The sequence below is a fragment of the Streptomyces sp. NPDC051738 genome, from assembly GCF_044453205.1.
Taxonomy (GTDB): domain Bacteria; phylum Actinomycetota; class Actinomycetes; order Streptomycetales; family Streptomycetaceae; genus Streptomyces.
In genome coordinates this window covers 43,259-62,013 of record NZ_JBITCM010000009.1, presented here as the reverse complement: position 1 = coordinate 62,013, position 18,755 = coordinate 43,259, and the positions used below count along the sequence as shown (strand labels likewise).

Here is an 18,755-nt window from a genome sequence, read left to right as displayed (position 1 = left end):
TATTTCGAACATCGAGCCGCGGAGTGTTCATGTCACGCACGCGCTGGAGATACGGCATCGCCGCCACCGCCTTCCTGGTGGCGGCCGGCCTCATCCCCGCCCCCGCCCACGCCGAGGACGTCGCCGACTACGCGATCACCGTCGACCCCGCCGCCAAGGGCGCGAAGATCGACGACACGATGTACGGCGTCTTCTTCGAGGACATCAACCGGGCCGCGGACGGCGGTCTGTACGCCGAGCTCGTGCAGAACCGGTCCTTCGAGTACTCGACGGACGACAACCGGTCGTACACGCCCCTCACCTCCTGGACGGTCGACGGCACCGGACAGGTGGTGAACGACGCCGGCCGGCTGGGCGAGCGCAACCGCAACTACCTGTCCCTGGGCGCCGGTTCGGCCGTCACGAACGGCGGCTACAACACCGGCATCCACGTCGAGGCGGGCAAGAAGTACGACTTCTCGGTGTGGGCGCGCGCCGAGGGCGGCACCGCCCTCACCGTCACTCTCCAGGACGCCGACGGCACCCTCGCCACCGCCCGCGAGGTGGCCGTGAAGAAGAGCGGCTGGGCCAAGTACCGCGCCACCTTCACCGCGACCCGCACCAGCAGCGACGGCCGCCTCACCGTCGCCTCCGCTGCCGCGGCGGCCCTCGACATGGTGTCCCTCTTCCCGCGCGACACCTACAAGCACCAGGCCAACGGTCTGCGCAAGGACCTCGCCGAGAAGGTCGCGGCCCTGCACCCCGGCTTCCTGCGCTTCCCCGGCGGCTGCCTGGTCAACACCGGCTCCATGGAGGACTACAGCGAGGCCTCCAACTGGCAGCGCAAGCGCTCCTACCAGTGGAAGGACACCATCGGCCCGGTCGAGGAGCGCGCGACCAACTCCAACTTCTGGGGCTACAACCAGTCCTACGGCCTCGGCTACTACGAGTACTTCCGCTTCGCCGAGGACATCGGCGCCATGCCGCTGCCCGTCGTCCCGGCCCTGGTGACCGGCTGCGGCCAGAACAAGGCCACCGACGACGACGCCCTGCTCAAGCGGCACATCCAGGACGCCCTCGACCTCATCGAGTTCGCAGGCGGACCGGTGACGTCGACCTGGGGCAAGAAGCGCGCGCAGATGGGCCACCCCAAGCCCTTCCACCTCACGCACATCGGGGTCGGCAACGAGGAGAACCTGCCGGTCGAGTTCATGGCCCGGTTCAAGCAGTTCCGCGCCGCGATCGAGGCCAAGTACCCGGACATCACCGTCGTCTCCAACTCCGGCCCGGACGACGCCGGTCAGACCTTCGACACGGCCTGGCAGCTCAACCGCCAGGAGAAGGTCGCCATGGTCGACGAGCACTACTACAACAGCCCGCAGTGGTTCCTCCAGAACAACGACCGCTACGACTCCTACGACCGCGGCGGCCCGAAGGTCTTCCTCGGTGAGTACGCCTCCCAGGGCAACGCCTTCAAGAACGGCCTCGCCGAAGCCGCGTTCATGACCGGCCTGGAGCGCAACGCGGACGTCGTCAAACTCGCCTCGTACGCCCCGCTGTTCGCCAACGAGGACTATGTGCAGTGGCGCCCGGACCTGGTGTGGTTCAACAACCACGCCTCCTGGAACTCCGCCAACTACGAGGTCCAGAAGCTGTTCATGACCAACGTCGGCGACCGGGTGGTGCCCTCGACGGCCACCGGAACTCCGTCGCTGCAGGGTCCGATCACCGGCGCGGTCGGCCTGTCGACGTGGGCGACCACGGCGGCGTACGACGATGTCTCGGTCACCGACGCGGACGGCAAGACGCTGCTCAACGACGACTTCAGCGGTGACGCCGCTCAGTGGAAGCACACGGGCGCCGGCAGCTGGAGCATCCAGGACGGGCAGTACGTGCAGAGCGACGTGGCCGCCGAGAACACCCTGGTCTCGGCCGGCGACCCGACCTGGCACGACTACGACCTGAAGGTGAAGGCCACCAAGAAGTCCGGCAAGGAGGGATTCCTCGTCGCCTTCGGCGTCAAGGACACCGGCAACTACTACTGGTGGAACCTGGGCGGCTGGAACAACACCCAGTCCGCCGTCGAACAGGCCGTGGACGGCGGCAAGGGGACGCTGATCTCCAAGGCCGGGTCGATCGAGACGGGCCGTACCTACGACATCCAGGTCAAGGTGCGGGGCCGGCAGGTCACCCTCTACCTGGACGGCCAGGAGTGGGGCAGCTTCAAGGACGACAAGCCGGCCGAGCCGTTCCGCCAGGTCGTCACCAAGGACAAGAAGACCGGTGACCTGATCGTCAAGGTCGTCAACGCCCAGTCCACGGCGGCACGTACGGCCATCGACCTCGGCGGCGCGAAGGTCGCCTCCAAGGCCCGGGTGACGACGCTGACGGCCGACCCGAACGCGGTGAACTCCGAGACGGCGACGCCGGTCGCGCCGGTGACGTCCACCTTCTCAGGGGTCGACGACTCGTTCTCGTACACGTTCCCGGCGAACTCGATCACCTTCCTGCGGATCAAGCAGCGGTAGTTCGCGCGGGGTTCCACTGAGAGACGGCTCCGGTACCGACGTACCGGAGCCGTCTCTCACGTCTTCAGGGCCGGGCGATCGCGGTGGTACCGCGGTACCACCGAGGCGCCGAAGATTCCCCTCCGGTCCCAGAGCGTCGACCTGCCGCGCTCATAGATTCGAAGTCCAGCCCCAGGCAGGAAAGGCCACTCCCATGATCGAAGCGCGTGAGCTGACGGGCGGTACGGCGACAAGACGGTCGTCGACCACCTGAGCTTCACCGTCCGGCCCGGTGAGGTCACCGGCTTTCTCGGCCCCAATGGTGCGGGCAAGTCCACGACCATGCGCATGATCCTCGGCCTGGACGCGCCCACCAAGGGCTCGGTCACCGTGGGCGGCAAGTCGTACGCCAGGCACGCGGCGCCCTTGCAGTAGATCGGCACGCTGCTGGAGGCCAAGTCCGTCCATCCGGGGCGCAGCGCGTTCAACCACCTGATGGCGCTCGCGTACACCCACGGCATCTCGCGGCGCCGGGTCGACGAGGTCATCGAGCTGGCCGGGCTGACCAGCGTGGCCGGCAAGAGGGTCGGCGCCTTCTCGCTCGGCATGGGCCAGCGGCTCGGCATCGCCTCCGCCCTGCTCGGCGACCCGGCGATCGTCATGCTCGACGAACCGGTCAACGGCCTCGACCCCGAGGGCGTGTTGTGGGTGCGCAACCTGCTGCGCTCCCTGGCCGACGAGGGGCGGGCCGTGATGCTCTCCTCGCACCTGATGAGCGAGACCGCGCTGATCGCCGACCACCTGGTGATCATCGGGCGGGGCAGTCTGCTGGCCGACACCACGGTCGACGACTTCACCCGCGAGGCCGGCGGTGGCGGCGTGAAGGTCGCCACCACCGAGGCCATGCGGCTGCGCTCGCTGCTGGCCGGCCCGGACGTCACGATCAGCTCCTCCTCCGCCGAGGAACTGCTGGTCACAGGCCGCGACGCCCGCGAGATCGGGGCGGTCGCCGCGCAGCACGGGGTGCCGCTGTACGAACTCACTCCGCAGGCCGTCTCCCTGGAGGCGGCGTTCATGGAACTCACCCGCGATGTCGTCGAGTACCAGAGTGCTCCGGCCGGCACCGAGCGAAAGGCCGCCTGATGACCGTCACCAGCCTTGCTCCCGTCCCCGCTCGCACGACGACCTACAAGGTGACCGCCCTGCGGGTCCTTCGCTCGGAGTGGGCCAAGTTCTGGTCGCTGCGCTCCAGTTGGATCACCCTGGGCGTCGCCGTGTTCCTGCTGGTCCTCTTCGGGGCGGTGGCGGCCTACACCTACAGTCCGGACGCCGCCGCGACCGGCGGGCCGCCCGGCCCAGGGGGCTCCGGCGGCGACAGTGACGCGGTCAGTCTGGCCCTGACCGGTGTGACCTTCGCGTCCCTGGCCATCGGCGTCCTCGGGGTATTGGCTTCCGCCGGCGAGTACAGCACCGGCATGATCCGCTCCACCCTCGCCGCCGTACCGCGCCGGCTGCCGGTGCTGTGGTCCACGGCCCTCGTGATCGGGCCCATCGCCCTGGTCCTCGCCACGATAGGCGCGCTCGCCGCGTTCCAGTTGGGCACCCCGGGCCTGGACGGCGAGCGGATCGCGCTCTCCCTGAGCGACGACGGCGTCCTGCGCAGTCTGGCCGGAGCCGGTGTCTACCTCGCCCTGGTGGCCGTGTTCGGCGTCGCCCTGGGAGTCCTGATCCGCTCCTCCGCCGGGGCCATCGCGGCCCTGGTCGGCGTCCTGCTGATCCTGCCCGGCCTGGCCTCGCTGCTGCCCGACTCCTGGTACGACACGCTGACCCCCTACTTCCCCAGCAACGCCGGGTCGGCCGTCTACGCCCTGCACGAGTCCTCGGACGCCCTGTCACCCGGGGCAGGGCTCGCGGTCTTCGCCGGCAGGAGATCGCCGAACGGCTCGTCCTCACCGAGTCCACCGTGAAGAAGCACGTCGGACGGGTCCTCGCCAAGATCGGGGCACGCGACCGCATCCAGGCCGTGATCATGGCGTACGACGCCGGGCTGGTCCGCGCGAAGTCCTAGACCTTTCATGACTCCGGCTGACTCCGGCTTTACAAAAGCAGCGCTAATCTGATGTACGAAACCGTTTCGTTCAGCACGGGTGGCCCCGGCTCCAGCAGGGAGAAGACAGGCATGGTCTCCGTACTCGTCGTCAACGACCAATCCCTCCAACGCCTCGCCCTGCGCATGCTCCTGGCCGCCGAGCCCGACTTGACGGTCGTCGGCGAGGCCGTCGACGGGGAGGGCGCGGTCCGTATGGCTGTCGATCTGCGCCCCGACATCGTTCTCATCGACGCCCATCTGTCCCGCCCTGACAGTCTCGACACCATCCGCCGCATCGCCCGGCCCGCACGGGTCCCCGGCGCCCCCGAACCCGCCCACACCCTGGCGCGCCCGCCCCGTGTCCTGGTGCTGACCCCGTCCGGCCAGGAGGGATACGCCTACGCCGCCCTGCGCGCCGGAGCCGGCGGCTTCCTCCTCAACGACGCCGCCCCGGACGAGCTGACCGCGGCCGTCCGCATCGTCGCCGCCGGGGACGCCGTCATCACCCCCGGGCTGACCCGCGCGCTCATCGACGCCGTCCGCCGACAGCGCACCGCCCGCACCCTCCACGGGAACGCAGGGCTCGACGTCCTCACCGGCCGCGAACGCGATGTCCTCGTCGCCGTCGCCTCGGGCTGGTCCAACGCCGAGATCGCCGAGCGGCTGTCCATCGCGCCGACCACCGTCAAGACCCACGTCAGCAACCTCCTCACCAAGATCGGCGCCCGCGCCCGCGTGCAGGCGGTGACCTTCGCCTACGAGTCGGGCCTCGTCCGGCCGGCGGCCTGACCGTCGTATCCGTCGACGTCACCCGGCCGCCGATCGGAGATTGCATAAACGTGCGCTGAAACGTATAGTCATGCCGTCTAGGAGGAGGATTCCATGGCGGTACGTGCGGCAGTGGCCGGAGCGAGCGGATACGCGGGCGGGGAACTGCTGCGTCTGCTCCTGGCGCACCCCGAGGTCGAGATAGGAGCCCTGACGGGCAACTCGAACGCGGGACAGAGGCTCGGTGCGCTGCAACCGCATCTGCTGCCGCTCGCCGACCGCGTCCTTCAGGAGACCACAGCCGAGGTGCTGGCCGGGCATGACGTCGTGTTCCTCGCCCTGCCGCACGGCCAGTCCGCCGCCGTCGCCGAACAGCTCGGCCCCGATGTGCTGGTCGTCGACATGGGCGCCGACTTCCGGCTGAAGGACGCGGGCGACTGGGAGACGTTCTACGGCTCCCCGCACGCCGGCACCTGGCCGTACGGCCTCCCCGAACTGCCGGGTGGCCGCGCCGCACTGGAGGGGGCCAGGCGCATCGCGGTACCCGGCTGCTACCCGACCGCCGCCTCGCTCGCCCTCTTCCCGGCCTACGCCGCCTCGCTCGCCGAGCCCGAGGCCGTGATCGTCGCCGCCTCCGGCACCTCCGGCGCGGGCAAGTCGCCCAAGCCCCATCTGCTGGGCAGCGAGGTCATGGGCTCCATGTCGCCGTACGGCGTCGGCGGCGGCCACCGGCACACCCCCGAGATGATCCAGAACTTCAGTGCGGCGGCGGGGGAGCGGGTCTCCGTCTCCTTCACGCCGACCCTCGCCCCGATGGCCCGCGGCATCCTCGCCACGTGCAGCGCGAAGGCGAAGGACGGTGTCACCGCCGAGTCCGTGCGCGCCGCCTACGAGAAGGCCTTCGCCGACGAGCCCTTCGTCCACCTGCTCCCCGAGGGGCAGTGGCCCGCCACGGCGTCCGTCTACGGTTCGAACGCCGTTCAGGTGCAGGTCGCTTTCGACGCCGCCGCGAACCGCATCATCGCGATCAGCGCCATCGACAACCTGACCAAGGGCACGGCCGGTGGTGCCGTCCAGAGCATGAACATCGCCCTCGGGTTCCACGAGAACACCGGGCTTTCCACGATCGGAGTCGCACCGTGAGTGTCACGGCAGCCAAGGGATTCACGGCGGCCGGCATCGCCGCCGGGATCAAGGAGAACGGCAACCCGGACCTGGCCCTCGTGGTCAACAACGGGCCCCGCCGATCCGCCGCGGGCGTCTTCACCTCCAACCGCGTCAAGGCCGCCCCGGTCCTGTGGTCCGAGCAGGTCCTGAAGAGCGGCGAGGTCTCCGCGGTCGTCCTCAACTCCGGTGGCGCCAACGCCTGTACGGGACCGAAGGGCTTCCAGGACGCCCACGCCACCGCCGAGAAGGTCGCCGAGGTGCTCGGGCGAGGTGCCATCGAGGTGGCCGTCTGCTCGACCGGTCTGATCGGTCTGCTGCTCCCCATGGACAAGCTGCTCCCCGGCGTCGAGACCGCCGCCGCGCAGCTCTCCGAGCACGGCGGCGAGAAGGCCGCCATCGCCATCAAGACCACCGACACCGTCCACAAGACGTCCGTGGTGACGAAGGGCGGCTGGACCGTCGGCGGGATGGCGAAGGGCGCCGGCATGCTCGCGCCCGGCCTCGCCACCATGCTCGTCGTCCTCACCACCGACGCCGCCCTCGACGACGACGTACTGGACCAGGCTCTCCGGGCGGCCACGCGCACCACCTTCGACCGCGTGGACTCGGACGGCTGCATGTCCACCAACGACACGGTTCTGCTGCTCGCCTCGGGCGCGTCCGAAGTCACCCCGGAACACGCGGAGTTCGCCGAAGCCGTACGGCAGGTCTGCGACGACCTCGGGCAGCAGCTCATCCGCGACGCCGAGGGCGCCAGCAAGGACATCAAGGTCGAGGTGATCAACGCAGCGACCGAGGACGACGCCGTCGAGGTGGGCCGCTCCATCGCCCGCAACAACCTCCTCAAGTGCGCGATCCACGGCGAGGACCCCAACTGGGGCCGTGTCCTGTCCGCGATCGGCACGACCAAGGCCGCCTTCGAGCCGGACCAGCTGAACGTCGCCATCAACGGCGTCTGGGTGTGCAAGAACGGCGGTGTCGGCGAGGACCGCGAGAAGGTCGACATGCGCTACCGCGAGGTGCACATCGTCGCCGACCTCGCCGCCGGCTCCGAGACCGCCACCATCTGGACCAACGACCTGACCGCCGACTACGTCCACGAGAACAGCGCCTACTCTTCATGAGCAACTCACCCGCGCGGAAGCACACCGCGCTTCCCAAGGCCCAGATCCTCATCGAGGCGCTGCCCTGGCTGGTCCGCCACAACGGCAAGACCGTCGTCATCAAGTTCGGCGGCAACGCCATGATCGACGAGGACCTGAAGGCCGCGTTCGCCCAGGACGTCGTGTTCCTGCACCACGCCGGCCTCAAGCCGGTCGTCGTGCACGGCGGCGGCCCGCAGATCAGCGCCGCCCTCGACAAGCACGGCATCGTCAGCGAGTTCAAGGCCGGGCTCCGGGTCACCACCGAGGACGCCATGGACGTCGTACGGATGGTGCTCGCCGGACAGGTGCAGCGTGAGCTGGTCGGGCTGCTCAACCAGCACGGCCCGCTGGCCGTCGGCCTCACCGGCGAGGACGCGCACACCATCACCGCCACCCGCCACCAGCCCGAGATCGACGGCGAGTTGGTCGACATCGGGCGGGTCGGCGAGATCACCGACATCGACACCGGCGCGATCGAGGCACTGCTGGCCGACGGCCGGATCCCGGTCGTCTCGTCTATCGCCCGTTCCCAGGACGACCACCATGTCTACAACGTCAATGCTGATACGGCGGCTGCGGCACTCGCTGCTGCTCTGGGCGCCGAAACCCTCATGGTCCTCACGGACGTGGAGGGCCTCTACGAGGACTGGCCCAACAGCGACGAGGTGATCAGCCGCCTCACCGCTTCCCAACTGGAGAAGCTGCTGCCGGAGTTGAGCTCCGGCATGGTGCCGAAGATGGAGGGCTGCCTGCACGCCGTCCGGGGCGGCGTGACCACCGCCCGGGTCATCGACGGCCGGGTCCAGCACTCGATCCTGCTGGAGATCTTCACCGACGAAGGAATCGGCACGATGGTCGTGCCGGACGCGCCTGAGGGGGACGCCGAATGACCGGGACCGCGACCAACGCCGAGTACGCCCAGCGGTGGCAGGGCTCGCTCATGAACAACTACGGCACCCCGCGGCTCCCTCTCGTGCGCGGTGCGGGCCTGAAGGTCTGGGACGCCGAGGGCAAGCAGTACCTCGACTTCGTCGGCGGCATCGCGACCAACGCGCTCGGTCACGCCCACCCCGCGATCGTCGAGGCCGTGAGCACGCAGATCGCGTCCCTCGGCCACATCTCCAACTTCTTCATGGCCGAGCCGACGGTCGCGCTCGCCGAACGGCTCCTCCAGCTCTTCGGGCGGGACGGCAAGGTCTTCTTCTGCAACTCCGGCGCCGAGGCCAACGAGGCCGCGTTCAAGATCGGCCGGCTGACCGGGCGGACCCGCGTCGTCGCCACCGAGGGCGGCTTCCACGGCCGCACCATGGGCGCCCTCGCGCTCACCGGCCAGCCCGCCAAGCAGCAGCCCTTCCTGCCGCTGCCGGGCGAGGTCACGCATGTGCCGTACGGCGACGCGCAGGCGCTGGCCGAGGCGGTGACGGAGGAGACCGCGCTGGTGATCATCGAGCCGGTCCAGGGCGAGAACGGCGTCGTGGTCCCGCCGGCCGGCTATCTCAAGGCGGCACGGGCGATCACCGCCGCCAACGGGGCCCTGCTGGTCCTCGACGAGGTGCAGACCGGCACGGGCCGGACCGGGCACTGGTTCGCGTACCAGGCCCACGAGGGCGTCCTGCCGGACGTCGTCACGCTCGCCAAGCAACTCGGCGGCGGGCTGCCGCTCGGCGCTACGGTCGCGTTCGGGCGGGCGGCGGAGCTGCTGCAGCCCGGTCAGCACGGGACGACCTTCGGCGGGAACCCGGTCGCGTGTGCCGCGGGACTCGCCGTGCTGGACACGATTGCGAACGAAGGATTGCTGGAGAACGTCAAGCGGCAGAGCGAGAAGTTGCGCGACGGAATCGATGCTCTTGGCCACCCGTTGATCGATTATGTCCGGGGCGCGGGCCTGCTCCTGGGTATCGTGCTCACCGAGCCGCTCGCCGCCAAGGTGCAGCAGGTGGCTCAGGACGCCGGATTCCTGGTGAACGCGCCCGCCCCCGATGTCGTACGGCTCATGCCGCCGCTGAACCTCGGGGACGACGAAGTGGAGGCGCTTCTTCAGGCCCTTCCCGGCATCCTGAACGCTGCCAACGGGGAAGGATGATCCGGGGAATGAGACGACGATGAGTCAGGCGCAGGACCACGGGCACAACGGTGCGAACGAGGCCGGGGGGCCTGCCGTGCCGCAGACCCGCACCGCACGCCACCGCCGGATCGTGGACATCCTCAACCGGCAACCCGTGCGGTCGCAGAGTCAGTTGGCCAAGCTGCTCGCCGACGACGGGCTGAGCGTCACTCAGGCGACGCTCTCCCGGGATCTGGATGAGCTGAACGCGGTCAAGATCCGCAACAACGACGGTGACCTGATCTACGCGGTGCCGAGTGAGGGCGGGTTCCGTACGCCTCGGGCGCCGCTGGGGGAGTCGGCGAAGGAAGAGCGGATGCGGCGGTTGTCGCAGGAGCTGCTGATCTCTGCGGAGGCTTCGGCGAATCTCGTGGTTCTGCGGACCCCTCCGGGGGCTGCGCAGTTCTTGGCGTCGGCGATTGATCAGGCCGAGCTGCAGGACATTCTGGGGACGATCGCCGGGGACGACACGTTGCTGTTGATCAGTCGGAATCCTACGGGTGGGCAGGCCTTGGCCGATCATCTGTTGCGGTTGGCTCAGAACGGCCACTGAGTGGGGTGGTGGCGGTTGTTCGCCGACTGCGGGTGAGTGGGGGCTGGTCGCGCCCACGCGGCGGAGCCGCACATTGATACAGCCCCGCGCCCCTGGGTGGGCTGACTCACCCGAGCCGAGCTGCCAGGCCCCCCGTGCACCGCACCTCGTCGCCCGCCGTGATCAGCAGTGCCTCCACGCCGGGCAGTGACTCCAGCCAGCGCAACCCCTGCCGCGAGCCCATCGCGAAGGCCGCCGTCGCCCAGCAGTCCGCCCAGGTCACCGATGGGGCGACCACCGTCACCGCCACCAGGTCCGTTACCGCGGAGCGGCCCGTGCGGGGGTCGACGATGTGGGCGCCGCGCTCCGCCGTGCCGGATGTGGCGACCGCCAGTTCGTCGAGGCCGGAGGCGGAGATGACCGCTGCCAGGCCGCCCGGGCGCAGAGGGTCGGACACGCCCACGCGCCAGGGGCGTTGGGGGCCCGGCACGCCCAGCAACTGCACGTCGCCGCCGCCGTTGACGCTCACGCCGCTCACCCCGGGGATGTCCGCCAGGCGGCGGGCCGCTCGCTCCACCGACCAGCCCTTCACGATGCCGGTCGGGTCGAGGCGGCCCTCGTACTTCGTACTGAACCAGCCCTCGCTGAGCCGTTCCGCCTCGGCGCCGAGGGCGAGCACCTCGGCGACCTCCGGGGCACAGTCGTCGACGGTCAGCTCGCCGCGGGCCAGCCGGGAGACCTGGCTGTCGTCGCGGTAGGTGCTGAACACCTCGTCGACCCGGTGCAGCCCGGCGACCGCCTCTTCCAGTGCCGACCGCACGGCACCGGGATCCCCGCCGCGGACGTCGAAGGAGAAGACCGTCCCCATGACCTCCTCCGCATGACGTACCGCGGCGGGAGCTTGTGTCGGTTCCGCCACCGTGTCAGCCACCGGCCTGGTCCACGGCCGACTGGAGTGATTCCTGGTAGCCCTTGCTGGTGTAGGTCGCTCCGGACACGGCGTCGATGTCAGCGCTGCTCGCCGCCACCGCCGCCTGGTTGAGCTTCGGTACGGCATTGGCGGTGATGTTGGTGCTCTGGCCGCCGCTGGGTGCCTGGACCGTCTCGGCCTTGGTGATCTTGCCGCCGCTGACCGTGATCCGGACCTGGACCGGGCCGTACTGGGTCTGGGCGACGCTGCCGGTGTAGGCACGGGCCTGGGCGGCGCCGCCCGAACCCTGCGAGCCGGAGCCCTGCGAGCCCGACCCCTGCGACGAGCCCGCGCTCGCCTTCACCTTGTCGATCGCCGACTGGAGTGATTCCTGGTAGCCCTTGCTGGTGTACGTCGCCCCGGACACCGCGTCGATGGTGGCGCTCTGCGCGGCGACGGTCGCCTGGTTCAGCTTGGGCACGGCGTTCGCGGTGATCTGGTCGCTCTGGCCGCCCTTGGGGGCCTGGACGGCCTCAGCCTGGGTGATCTTGCCGTTGTTGACGGTCAGCCGTACCTGCACGGCCCCGTACTGGGTCTGCGCCGCGTCACCGGTGATCGTGCCGGACCCGGCCGCCTGGGCGCCGCCCTGGGGCGAGGCCGCCGCGGGCGGTGCCGCACCGCCGGCCGCCTGCGCGGACGCAGGGTCGGTCGCCGGTTTCAGCGACAGCAGCAGCACGATCCCGGACACGGTGGCGGCGCCGGCCAGCACGACACGCCGGATGGGGTGACTCTTCCTCATGGCTTCTACAGCTCCTGAAGTCTTGAAGTCTCGAAGTCCCGTCGCTCACATCTCGAACGACTCGTGATGGATGCGGCGGGCGGGCACACCCGCGCCGCGCAGTGCTTCGTACACGCCCTGTGCGAAGCCGGCCGGCCCGCACATGAACACGTCGTGCTTGTCGATGTCGGGCAGCTTCTGCTGCAACCGCTCCGCCGAGATGTCGGGCCGTTCACCGTCCGGGCTGTTGACCGCGTACATCAGCCGGGCACCGCGCTCGTCGGCGATGGCCGCGAGCTCGTCCCACAGCGCCAGGTCCTGGGTGCTGTTGGCCCGGTAGAGCAGGGTGATGTCGCCGGCCGCGCCGGGCAGCGTCTCGAACAGGGCCCGCATCGGCGTGATGCCGACGCCGCCCGCCACCAGCAGCACCTTGCCGCGGCTGCGGCGCTGGGCGGTCATGGCGCCGTACGGGCCCTCGGCCCACACCTTGGTGCCGGGCGTGAGATCGCGCAGCCGGGACGTGTGGTCGCCGATCGCCTTGACCGTGATCCGCAGCATGTCCGGGCGGGGCGCCGCCGACAGCGAGTAGGGGTGCGAGCTGAACCGCATGCCCGGCGCCTTGAACCGCCAGCGGAAGAAGTGCCCCGCCTCCGCGCCCATCCGGTGCAGCTTGCGCCCGCCGATCAGCACCGACACGACGCCCGGCGTTTCCTCGATGACCGCCTCGACGTACATCCGGTGCCGCAGGTTGAGGCGGATCGGAGTGACGATCCGGTACCAGACCACCAGCGCGGTGACCACGCCGTACAGCCCGTACCAGAAGGTCTTCGCGGTCGGCTCGACGGCGAACTCGTTGCCGGTGGAGATCTGGTGCCAGAACGTCAGGAACACCGCCGCGTACGTCAGCAGGTGCACGTGGTACCAGGTGTCGTACGGGATCCGGCGGCGGATCCCCCCGATCGAGATGAACGCGATGAAGAACAGCAGCCCGGTGCCGATGGCCGCCTTGCCCATGTCCGGCAGCGTGTTGACCGAGTCGATCGTCTGCTGGACGACGTCACCGAGCGTCTTGCCGGCCTGGAGCGCGTACCCCCACATGATGAGGAAGACGTGCGCGATGACCAGGCAGATCGTGTACCGGCCGCTCATGGCGTGCCAGCGCGCGACCCGGTCCGAGCCCACCCGCCGCTCCAGCGCGGGCACCCGGGCCATCTGGAGCACGACGAGCGCCATCAGATAGCCGGCGAGCAGACCGGTGATCCGGCCCGCGGCGATGATCTTGGCGGTGTTGTCCGCGAGGGACGGCGTGTTGTCCCACCACAACCACAGCACCGCCGCCGCGCCCGCCCATAGGGCGATCACCAGCGGAACGGCCGGGGAGCGGCGCGGGCGGATGCGGCGCATCGTCTGGCGTCGGGCGGCACGGCCGCCCGCGAGCGTGGTGGTCACGGTTCGGTTCCTCCGGGGACGGGAGCAAGGGGAGTGCGTGATTGACGTGGTCCCTTGGCCCAGAGATACGTGCGGGGAGGTCCGTGTGTTCAGTCGTGCTCGGTCGGTACGTGCTCAGTACGTGCTCAGTACCGGGTGATCGCCGTCGGCCCGTTCGCCGTGCCGATCGCCATGTGCGGCCTGTGCCGCGGATCGGCCCACTTGAGGATCCGCCGCATCGCGTCCTCGGACACCGACACACAACCGGCGGTCGCCCCACGCCCCTTCACATGGAGGAAGATCCCGGCCCCTCGGTTCCGCACCGGGCGCGCGTAGTTGAAGTCGATGACGAGCGCGTACGCGTACAGCGCGCCGTAGGAGACCAGGTGCTCGGACTCGGCGGCCCGGCAGTCGCGCGCGAGCGGCTCGGTCCAGCGGTTGTACGCACGGGAGTCGTTGTCCTGACACCACCAGGAGTCCCGGTGAACACGGCGGTACTTGTACGCCGTACCGCGCGGCGCGGCCTTGATGCCGAAGGCGTACGGCAGCCCGAACAGCCCCGTCGGCGTCGTGTTCGTGCCCTGCTTCCGCTCGGCCCCCTCGACGAGCCCCTTCGCCCCGAACCGGGCCGACGCCGAACCGGTCTTCACCCACTGCCCGTCCACCCGGTCCCACCAGGTGACCGTCCCCGACGTCGAGCCGGCCTTCGGCGCCACCGCGGTGATCAGCTGGCTGCCGCCCCCGGTGTCGGCCATCCGCGCGGGCAGCGGCTGCGGCGGCGCGCCGCCGGGCGCGGCACCGAGGACGAGCAAGGACGCGGACGCGAGGGCGACGACACCGGGGCGCATGGCTCAGACGCTAGAGGGAGGCAGCGGCAACGGCAGCCCGGGTAGGCCATCCAGGCTGGTCGCGATGTGCTCCTTCTTGGTGAAGTAGGCGCTGAGCGAGTCGTCGTCCTCGCGCGCGAACCGCTTGCCGTGCAGGTCGCGGTCCTCGTCGTACGTCATGAAGGGCACCGCGTACCCGCAGGAGTCGCGGATGAGTTCGGCCCGTACCACGATGATCGCGCGCAGGCCGTGCAGGCTCGGGTCGATGTCGGGGAAGTGGCCGAGCAGTTCCTTGAACCGAGGGTCGTCGCGGAAGACGGCCTCACCCTGGCCGTGCACGCGGACGATGTTCGGCGGGCCCTGGAAGGCGCACCACATGAGGGTGATCCGGCCGTTCTCCCGCAGATGCGCGATGGTCTCGGCGGTGGACCCGGCGAAGTCGAGGTAGGCCAGGGTGACTTCGTCGAGGATCGCGAAGGAGCCCTTGAGGCCCTTGGGGGAGAGGTTGACCGTCCCGTCGGCGGCCAGCGGAGCCGTCGCGGTGAAGAAGAGCGGCTGCTCCTCGATGAACGTGCGGAGCCTGCCGTCTATGCGCTCATAAGTTTTTCCCACGTCAACCGAGTATGGACGTGGATCGTTCGCCTGTCTAAGGAATTGCGAGGTCCGCTTGCGGCACCATGGCCGCCCCGGCCGGCGTGCCAACGGGGCGGCCATGGCTGCCTGTCACGTCACTGGTTGAGCGTGCAGGCGGCGAACGCCTCCAGCCCCTCGGGCTTCGCGGCCGCGCGGCCGATGGCGGTCTCGATGCGGTTGAGGGCGGCGATCCGCTTGTCCTCCAGGGGGCCGAGGATGGCGTTCTGGACGAAGTTGGGGCCGCCCTGGCCGACGGTGTCGACGAGGCGCTGGTTGGCCTCCTGGATCTGGGTGTTCAGCAGAGCCAGGTTGCGGTCGACCTCGGCCTGCGCGGAGGCAGGGATCGCGGGCAGCTGGCCGGTGACGTCCGGGCAGGTGATCGTGCCGACGCCGGCGTTCCCCGCGGCGTCGCCGCCCTCCTCGCCCGCGGCGTTCCCCGCGTCGTCCGTGGCCGTCTCGCTCGGCGTGGCCTCGGCCTCCTCGCCGGCACCGGCGCCCGCCCCCGCTTCCTCACCGGCACCGGCACCGGCCTCCTCGCCCGCGCCCGCTCCCGCGCCGCCGTCGGCGTTGAGGGTGCAGGCGGCGAACGCCTCCAGCCCCTCGGGCTTCGCGGCGGCGCGGCCGATGGCGGTCTCGATGCGGTTGAGGGTGGCGATCCGCTTGTCCTCCAGGGGGCCGAGGATGGCGTTCTGGACGAAGTTGGGGCCGCCCTGGCCGACGGTGTCGACGAGGCGCTGGTTGGCCTCCTGGATCTGGGTGTTCAGCAGAGCCAGGTTGCGGTCGACCTCGGCCTGCGCGGACGCCGGGATCGCCGGCAGCTGGGAGTCGACCTCCGGGCACGAGATGGTGCCGGGGCCGGCCAGCGTCCGGGCGTTCGTGCCGCTCTTCGAAGACGATGTCGTCTCCCCGGCGAGGGCGAAGCCGGCGATCACCGTGCCGGACAGCGCCACCGCGGCGGCGCCGCCGATGAACGCGACGCGACGCTTGTTGTACTTCGGAAGAGCCCTGGACATGCGGATGCCTCACTCGGGTTCGGTGGTGTCGTCGTGTACGAACGCGGCGCCTGCGTTCGGCGAGAGGTACGAGTAAGCGGTTTCCCGCGTTCAAAGGCTCCGCAAATTGACGAATCATGCAAGGCTCTGCATAATCATGCAGGTCACTGTGTGGTGAGTCCGTTGGTGAGTTCCCTGGTGGGTTCGCACTAGCCTGACGACCGCCTCCCCGTTCACGCTACGGGGAGGCGGTGCCACACCCAGACCTCCCGAGGAGCACAGCAAGTGAGCAGCAACAGCGGTGACGTACGGCTCTGGGGCGGCCGTTTCGCCGACGGTCCCGCCGAGGCCCTGGCGAAGCTGTCCGCGTCCGTCCACTTCGACTGGCGGCTGGCGCCGTACGACATCGCCGGTTCGCGCGCCCACGCGCGCGTGCTGCACAAGGCGGGGCTGCTCACCGAGGACGAGCTGACCCGGATGATCGCGGGCCTCGACCAGCTCGAAGGGGATGTGGCCTCGGGTGACTTCGTGGGCACCATCGCCGACGAGGACGTCCACACCGCCCTGGAGCGCGGCCTGCTGGAGCGCCTCGGCCCAGACCTCGGCGGCAAGCTGCGCGCCGGCCGCTCACGCAACGACCAGGTCGCGACCCTCTTCCGGATGTACCTCCGCGACCACGCCCGTGTCATCGGCGGCCTGATCGCCGACCTCCAGGACGCGCTGATCGGCCTGGCCGAGGCCCACCCCGACGTCGCGATGCCCGGCCGCACCCACCTCCAGCACGCCCAGCCGGTGCTCTTCGCCCACCACGTCCTGGCCCACGTGCAGTCCCTGTCCCGGGACGCGGAACGCCTGCGCCAGTGGGACGAGCGCACGGCCGTGTCGCCGTACGGCTCGGGCGCCCTGGCGGGCTCCTCCCTCGGCCTGGACCCGGAGGCCGTCGCGAAGGACCTCGGCTTCGAGCACGGGTCGGCCGCCAACTCGATCGACGGCACGGCGTCCCGCGACTTCGTCGCCGAGTTCGCCTTCATCACCGCGATGATCGGCGTGAACCTCTCCCGGATCGCCGAGGAGGTCATCATCTGGAACACGAAGGAGTTCTCCTTCGTGACCCTGCACGACGCGTTCTCCACCGGCTCGTCGATCATGCCGCAGAAGAAGAACCCGGACATCGCCGAGCTGGCCCGAGGCAAGAGCGGCCGCCTGATCGGCAACCTGACGGGCCTGCTGGCCACGCTCAAGGCCCTGCCCCTCGCCTACAACCGCGACCTCCAGGAGGACAAGGAGCCGGTCTTCGACTCCTGCGACCAGCTGGAGGTCCTGCTCCCCGCCTTCACCGGCATGATGGCGACCCTCACCGTCAACCGCGAGCGCATGGAGGAACTGGCCCCGGCCGGCTTCTCCCTGGCCACGGACATCGCCGAGTGGCTGGTCAAGCAGGGCGTGCCGTTCCGCGTCGCCCACGAGGTCGCCGGTGAGTGCGTCAAGGTCGCCGAGTCCGAGAACAAGGAACTGGACGACCTGACGGACGAACAGTTCGCGAAGATCTCGGCCCACCTGACCCCGGAGGTCCGGTCGGTGCTGAACGTGCCGGGCGCCCTGGCCTCCCGCAACGGCCGCGGTGGCACGGCCCCGAGCGCGGTCGCGATCCAGCTGGCCGAGGTGAAGCAGGATGTGACGGTCCAGCACGAGTGGGCGACGGCAAAGAAGGGTTAAGGCCAACGCCCTCTTAGGGGCGCGGGGAACTGCGCGACAAGCCACATTGAACCCGCACCCGCCAAACCACCGCACAAACCGAGCTCGACGGCGATTACGTCAAGGTCATCGCGGGTTACGTTGGTCGGAAGCCGTACTGGAGCCGACCCAAACGGAGCCCGCGATGCCGTTCGCCCGACTGGCCACAGCAACAACCCCCACCTGCCACATCGGACTCGGCCTCGCCGCCGTCGGCCGCCCCGGCTACATCAACCTCGGCCGGGACGAAGACCTCGGAGAGAACCGCAGCGCCGAAGCGCTGCGCACCCGCACCCACGAACTCCTCGACGCCGCCTACGCCCAAGGCGTCCGCTACTTCGACGCCGCCCGCTCCTACGGCCGCTCGGAGGAGTTCCTCGCCGACTGGCTGAACGCCCGCCCCGACCTGGACGACATCGTCGTCGGCAGCAAGTGGGGCTACACCTACACCGCCGGCTGGTCGGCGGACGCCGAGACGCACGAGGTCAAGGACCACGGCATCCAGACCTACGAGCGCCAGCGCGCCGAGACCGACGCCCTCCTCGGCGACCGTCTCGACCTCTACCAGATCCACTCGGTGACCCCGGACAGCCCCGCCCTCACCGACAAGGACCTCCACGTCAGGCTCGCCGAAGCAGCGGCCGGCGGCCTCACCATCGGCTTCTCCACCAGCGGCCCCGCCCAGGCCGACGCGATCCGCGCCGCCCTCGCGGTGACCGTCGACGGCGAGCCCCTCTTCCGCACCGTCCAGTCGACGTACAACGCCCTGGAGACCTCGGCCGCCCCCGCCCTCGCCGAGGCCCACGACGCCGGGCTCACGGTGATCGTGAAGGAGGGCATGGCCAACGGCCGACTCGCGGACCCGCACGCGCCGGACGCGCTGAAGGCCGTAGCGGAAGAAACGTCCCTGGGGTGCGACGCGGTCGCCCTCGCGCTCGTCCTGCGTCAGCCCTGGGCCGGCGTGGTCCTCTCCGGCGCCGCGACGACCGTACAACTTGCGTCCAACCTGCACGCCGCCGTCGTGGACCTCGACGAGGACAAGCTGGAGCGGCTGGCCGTGCTGGTGGAGGAGCCGGGCGCGTACTGGGAGCGGCGCGGGCAACTGCCCTGGCACTGACGCACACCCGCCGACCGGCAGTCTTGAGTCACGCATGCCCTCGAT

At 70.0% G+C, this 18,755-nt stretch carries 16 protein-coding genes and 2 pseudogenes; 12 read left to right on the top strand and 6 right to left on the bottom strand.

Translation table 11 applies throughout. The features are described 5' to 3' along the window. The first annotated feature begins 29 nt into the window (after nt 1-29). From ACIA8X_RS22080 to ACIA8X_RS22035, 10 genes and pseudogenes are all read left to right on the top strand, one after another. On the top strand, nt 30-2,507 hold the full coding sequence (locus ACIA8X_RS22080) for an alpha-L-arabinofuranosidase C-terminal domain-containing protein (protein WP_399458923.1): 2,478 nt from the start codon (nt 30-32) through the stop codon (nt 2,505-2,507). A 193-nt stretch (nt 2,508-2,700) separates the two neighbouring features. Next, nucleotides 2,701-3,629, top strand: a pseudogene (locus ACIA8X_RS22075) (ABC transporter ATP-binding protein). Next, nucleotides 3,629-4,453 carry an ABC transporter permease gene (locus ACIA8X_RS22070; protein ID WP_393461320.1) on the top strand — a complete coding sequence of 275 codons (825 nt, stop codon included), beginning with the start codon at nt 3,629-3,631 and terminating at the stop codon, nt 4,451-4,453. Before ACIA8X_RS22075 ends, ACIA8X_RS22070 begins: the two are co-directional and overlap by 1 nt. After that, nucleotides 4,408-4,554: pseudogene (locus ACIA8X_RS22065) on the top strand (response regulator transcription factor); the annotation flags it as partial. The gene ACIA8X_RS22070 and the pseudogene ACIA8X_RS22065, both read left to right, overlap by 46 nt. 111 nt (nt 4,555-4,665) lie before the next feature. Continuing rightward, the gene (locus ACIA8X_RS22060; protein WP_393461322.1) at nt 4,666-5,364 is read left to right on the top strand and encodes a LuxR C-terminal-related transcriptional regulator; all 699 of its coding nucleotides are present in this window, start codon (nt 4,666-4,668) and stop codon (nt 5,362-5,364) included. Between the two features lie 93 nt (nt 5,365-5,457). Then, the gene (gene argC / locus ACIA8X_RS22055; protein ID WP_393461324.1) at nt 5,458-6,486 is read left to right on the top strand and encodes an N-acetyl-gamma-glutamyl-phosphate reductase; all 1,029 of its coding nucleotides are present in this window, start codon (nt 5,458-5,460) and stop codon (nt 6,484-6,486) included. Next, on the top strand, nt 6,483-7,634 hold the full coding sequence (gene argJ / locus ACIA8X_RS22050) for a bifunctional glutamate N-acetyltransferase/amino-acid acetyltransferase ArgJ (protein ID WP_393461326.1): 1,152 nt from the start codon (nt 6,483-6,485) through the stop codon (nt 7,632-7,634). The genes argC and argJ overlap by 4 nt, the downstream gene beginning before the upstream one ends. Next, nucleotides 7,631-8,545, top strand: a complete 915-nt coding sequence (gene argB, locus ACIA8X_RS22045) for an acetylglutamate kinase (protein WP_393461328.1) — start codon at nt 7,631-7,633, stop codon at nt 8,543-8,545. The genes argJ and argB overlap by 4 nt, the downstream gene beginning before the upstream one ends. Beyond that, nucleotides 8,542-9,738 (top strand): acetylornithine transaminase, encoded by a 1,197-nt coding sequence (locus tag ACIA8X_RS22040; protein WP_399458922.1) that lies wholly within the window; start codon nt 8,542-8,544, stop codon nt 9,736-9,738. Before argB ends, ACIA8X_RS22040 begins: the two co-directional genes overlap by 4 nt. A 19-nt stretch (nt 9,739-9,757) precedes the next feature. Continuing rightward, nucleotides 9,758-10,312 (top strand): arginine repressor, encoded by a 555-nt coding sequence (locus tag ACIA8X_RS22035; protein WP_393461332.1) that lies wholly within the window; start codon nt 9,758-9,760, stop codon nt 10,310-10,312. A 106-nt stretch (nt 10,313-10,418) separates the two neighbouring features. Here the strand turns inward: ACIA8X_RS22035 and ACIA8X_RS22030 are convergent, their stop codons facing one another. From ACIA8X_RS22030 to ACIA8X_RS22005, 6 genes are all read right to left on the bottom strand, one after another. Then, nucleotides 10,419-11,159: an FAD:protein FMN transferase gene (locus ACIA8X_RS22030; RefSeq protein WP_393461334.1), complete on the bottom strand. Its 741-nt coding sequence runs from the start codon at nt 11,157-11,159 to the stop codon at nt 10,419-10,421. A gap of 55 nt (nt 11,160-11,214) precedes the next feature. Further along, nucleotides 11,215-12,000 (bottom strand): FMN-binding protein, encoded by a 786-nt coding sequence (locus ACIA8X_RS22025; RefSeq protein WP_393461336.1) that lies wholly within the window; start codon nt 11,998-12,000, stop codon nt 11,215-11,217. A gap of 45 nt (nt 12,001-12,045) precedes the next feature. Continuing rightward, nucleotides 12,046-13,428 (bottom strand): ferric reductase-like transmembrane domain-containing protein, encoded by a 1,383-nt coding sequence (locus tag ACIA8X_RS22020; RefSeq protein WP_399458921.1) that lies wholly within the window; start codon nt 13,426-13,428, stop codon nt 12,046-12,048. Between the two features lie 125 nt (nt 13,429-13,553). Then, nucleotides 13,554-14,255, bottom strand: a complete 702-nt coding sequence (locus tag ACIA8X_RS22015) for a L,D-transpeptidase (protein WP_399458920.1) — start codon at nt 14,253-14,255, stop codon at nt 13,554-13,556. 3 nt (nt 14,256-14,258) lie between these two features. Further along, a complete protein-coding gene (locus tag ACIA8X_RS22010; protein WP_393461342.1) occupies nt 14,259-14,846 on the bottom strand; it encodes a pyridoxamine 5'-phosphate oxidase family protein in 588 nt (195 codons plus the stop codon). A gap of 116 nt (nt 14,847-14,962) precedes the next feature. Next, nucleotides 14,963-15,880, bottom strand: coding sequence for a hypothetical protein (locus ACIA8X_RS22005; protein ID WP_393461344.1), 918 nt, complete (start codon nt 15,878-15,880; stop codon nt 14,963-14,965). A gap of 264 nt (nt 15,881-16,144) precedes the next feature. Here ACIA8X_RS22005 and argH point away from each other — a divergent pair, with 264 nt between their 5' ends. Together argH and ACIA8X_RS21995 are read left to right on the top strand one after the other, a co-directional pair. After that, the gene (gene argH / locus ACIA8X_RS22000) at nt 16,145-17,575 is read left to right on the top strand and encodes an argininosuccinate lyase (protein WP_393461346.1); all 1,431 of its coding nucleotides are present in this window, start codon (nt 16,145-16,147) and stop codon (nt 17,573-17,575) included. Nucleotides 17,576-17,738: 163 nt separating this feature from the next. Next, complete coding sequence (locus ACIA8X_RS21995) at nt 17,739-18,710, top strand: aldo/keto reductase (RefSeq protein ID WP_393461348.1); 972 nt, start codon at nt 17,739-17,741, stop codon at nt 18,708-18,710. The last annotated feature ends 45 nt before the right edge of the window (nt 18,711-18,755 follow it).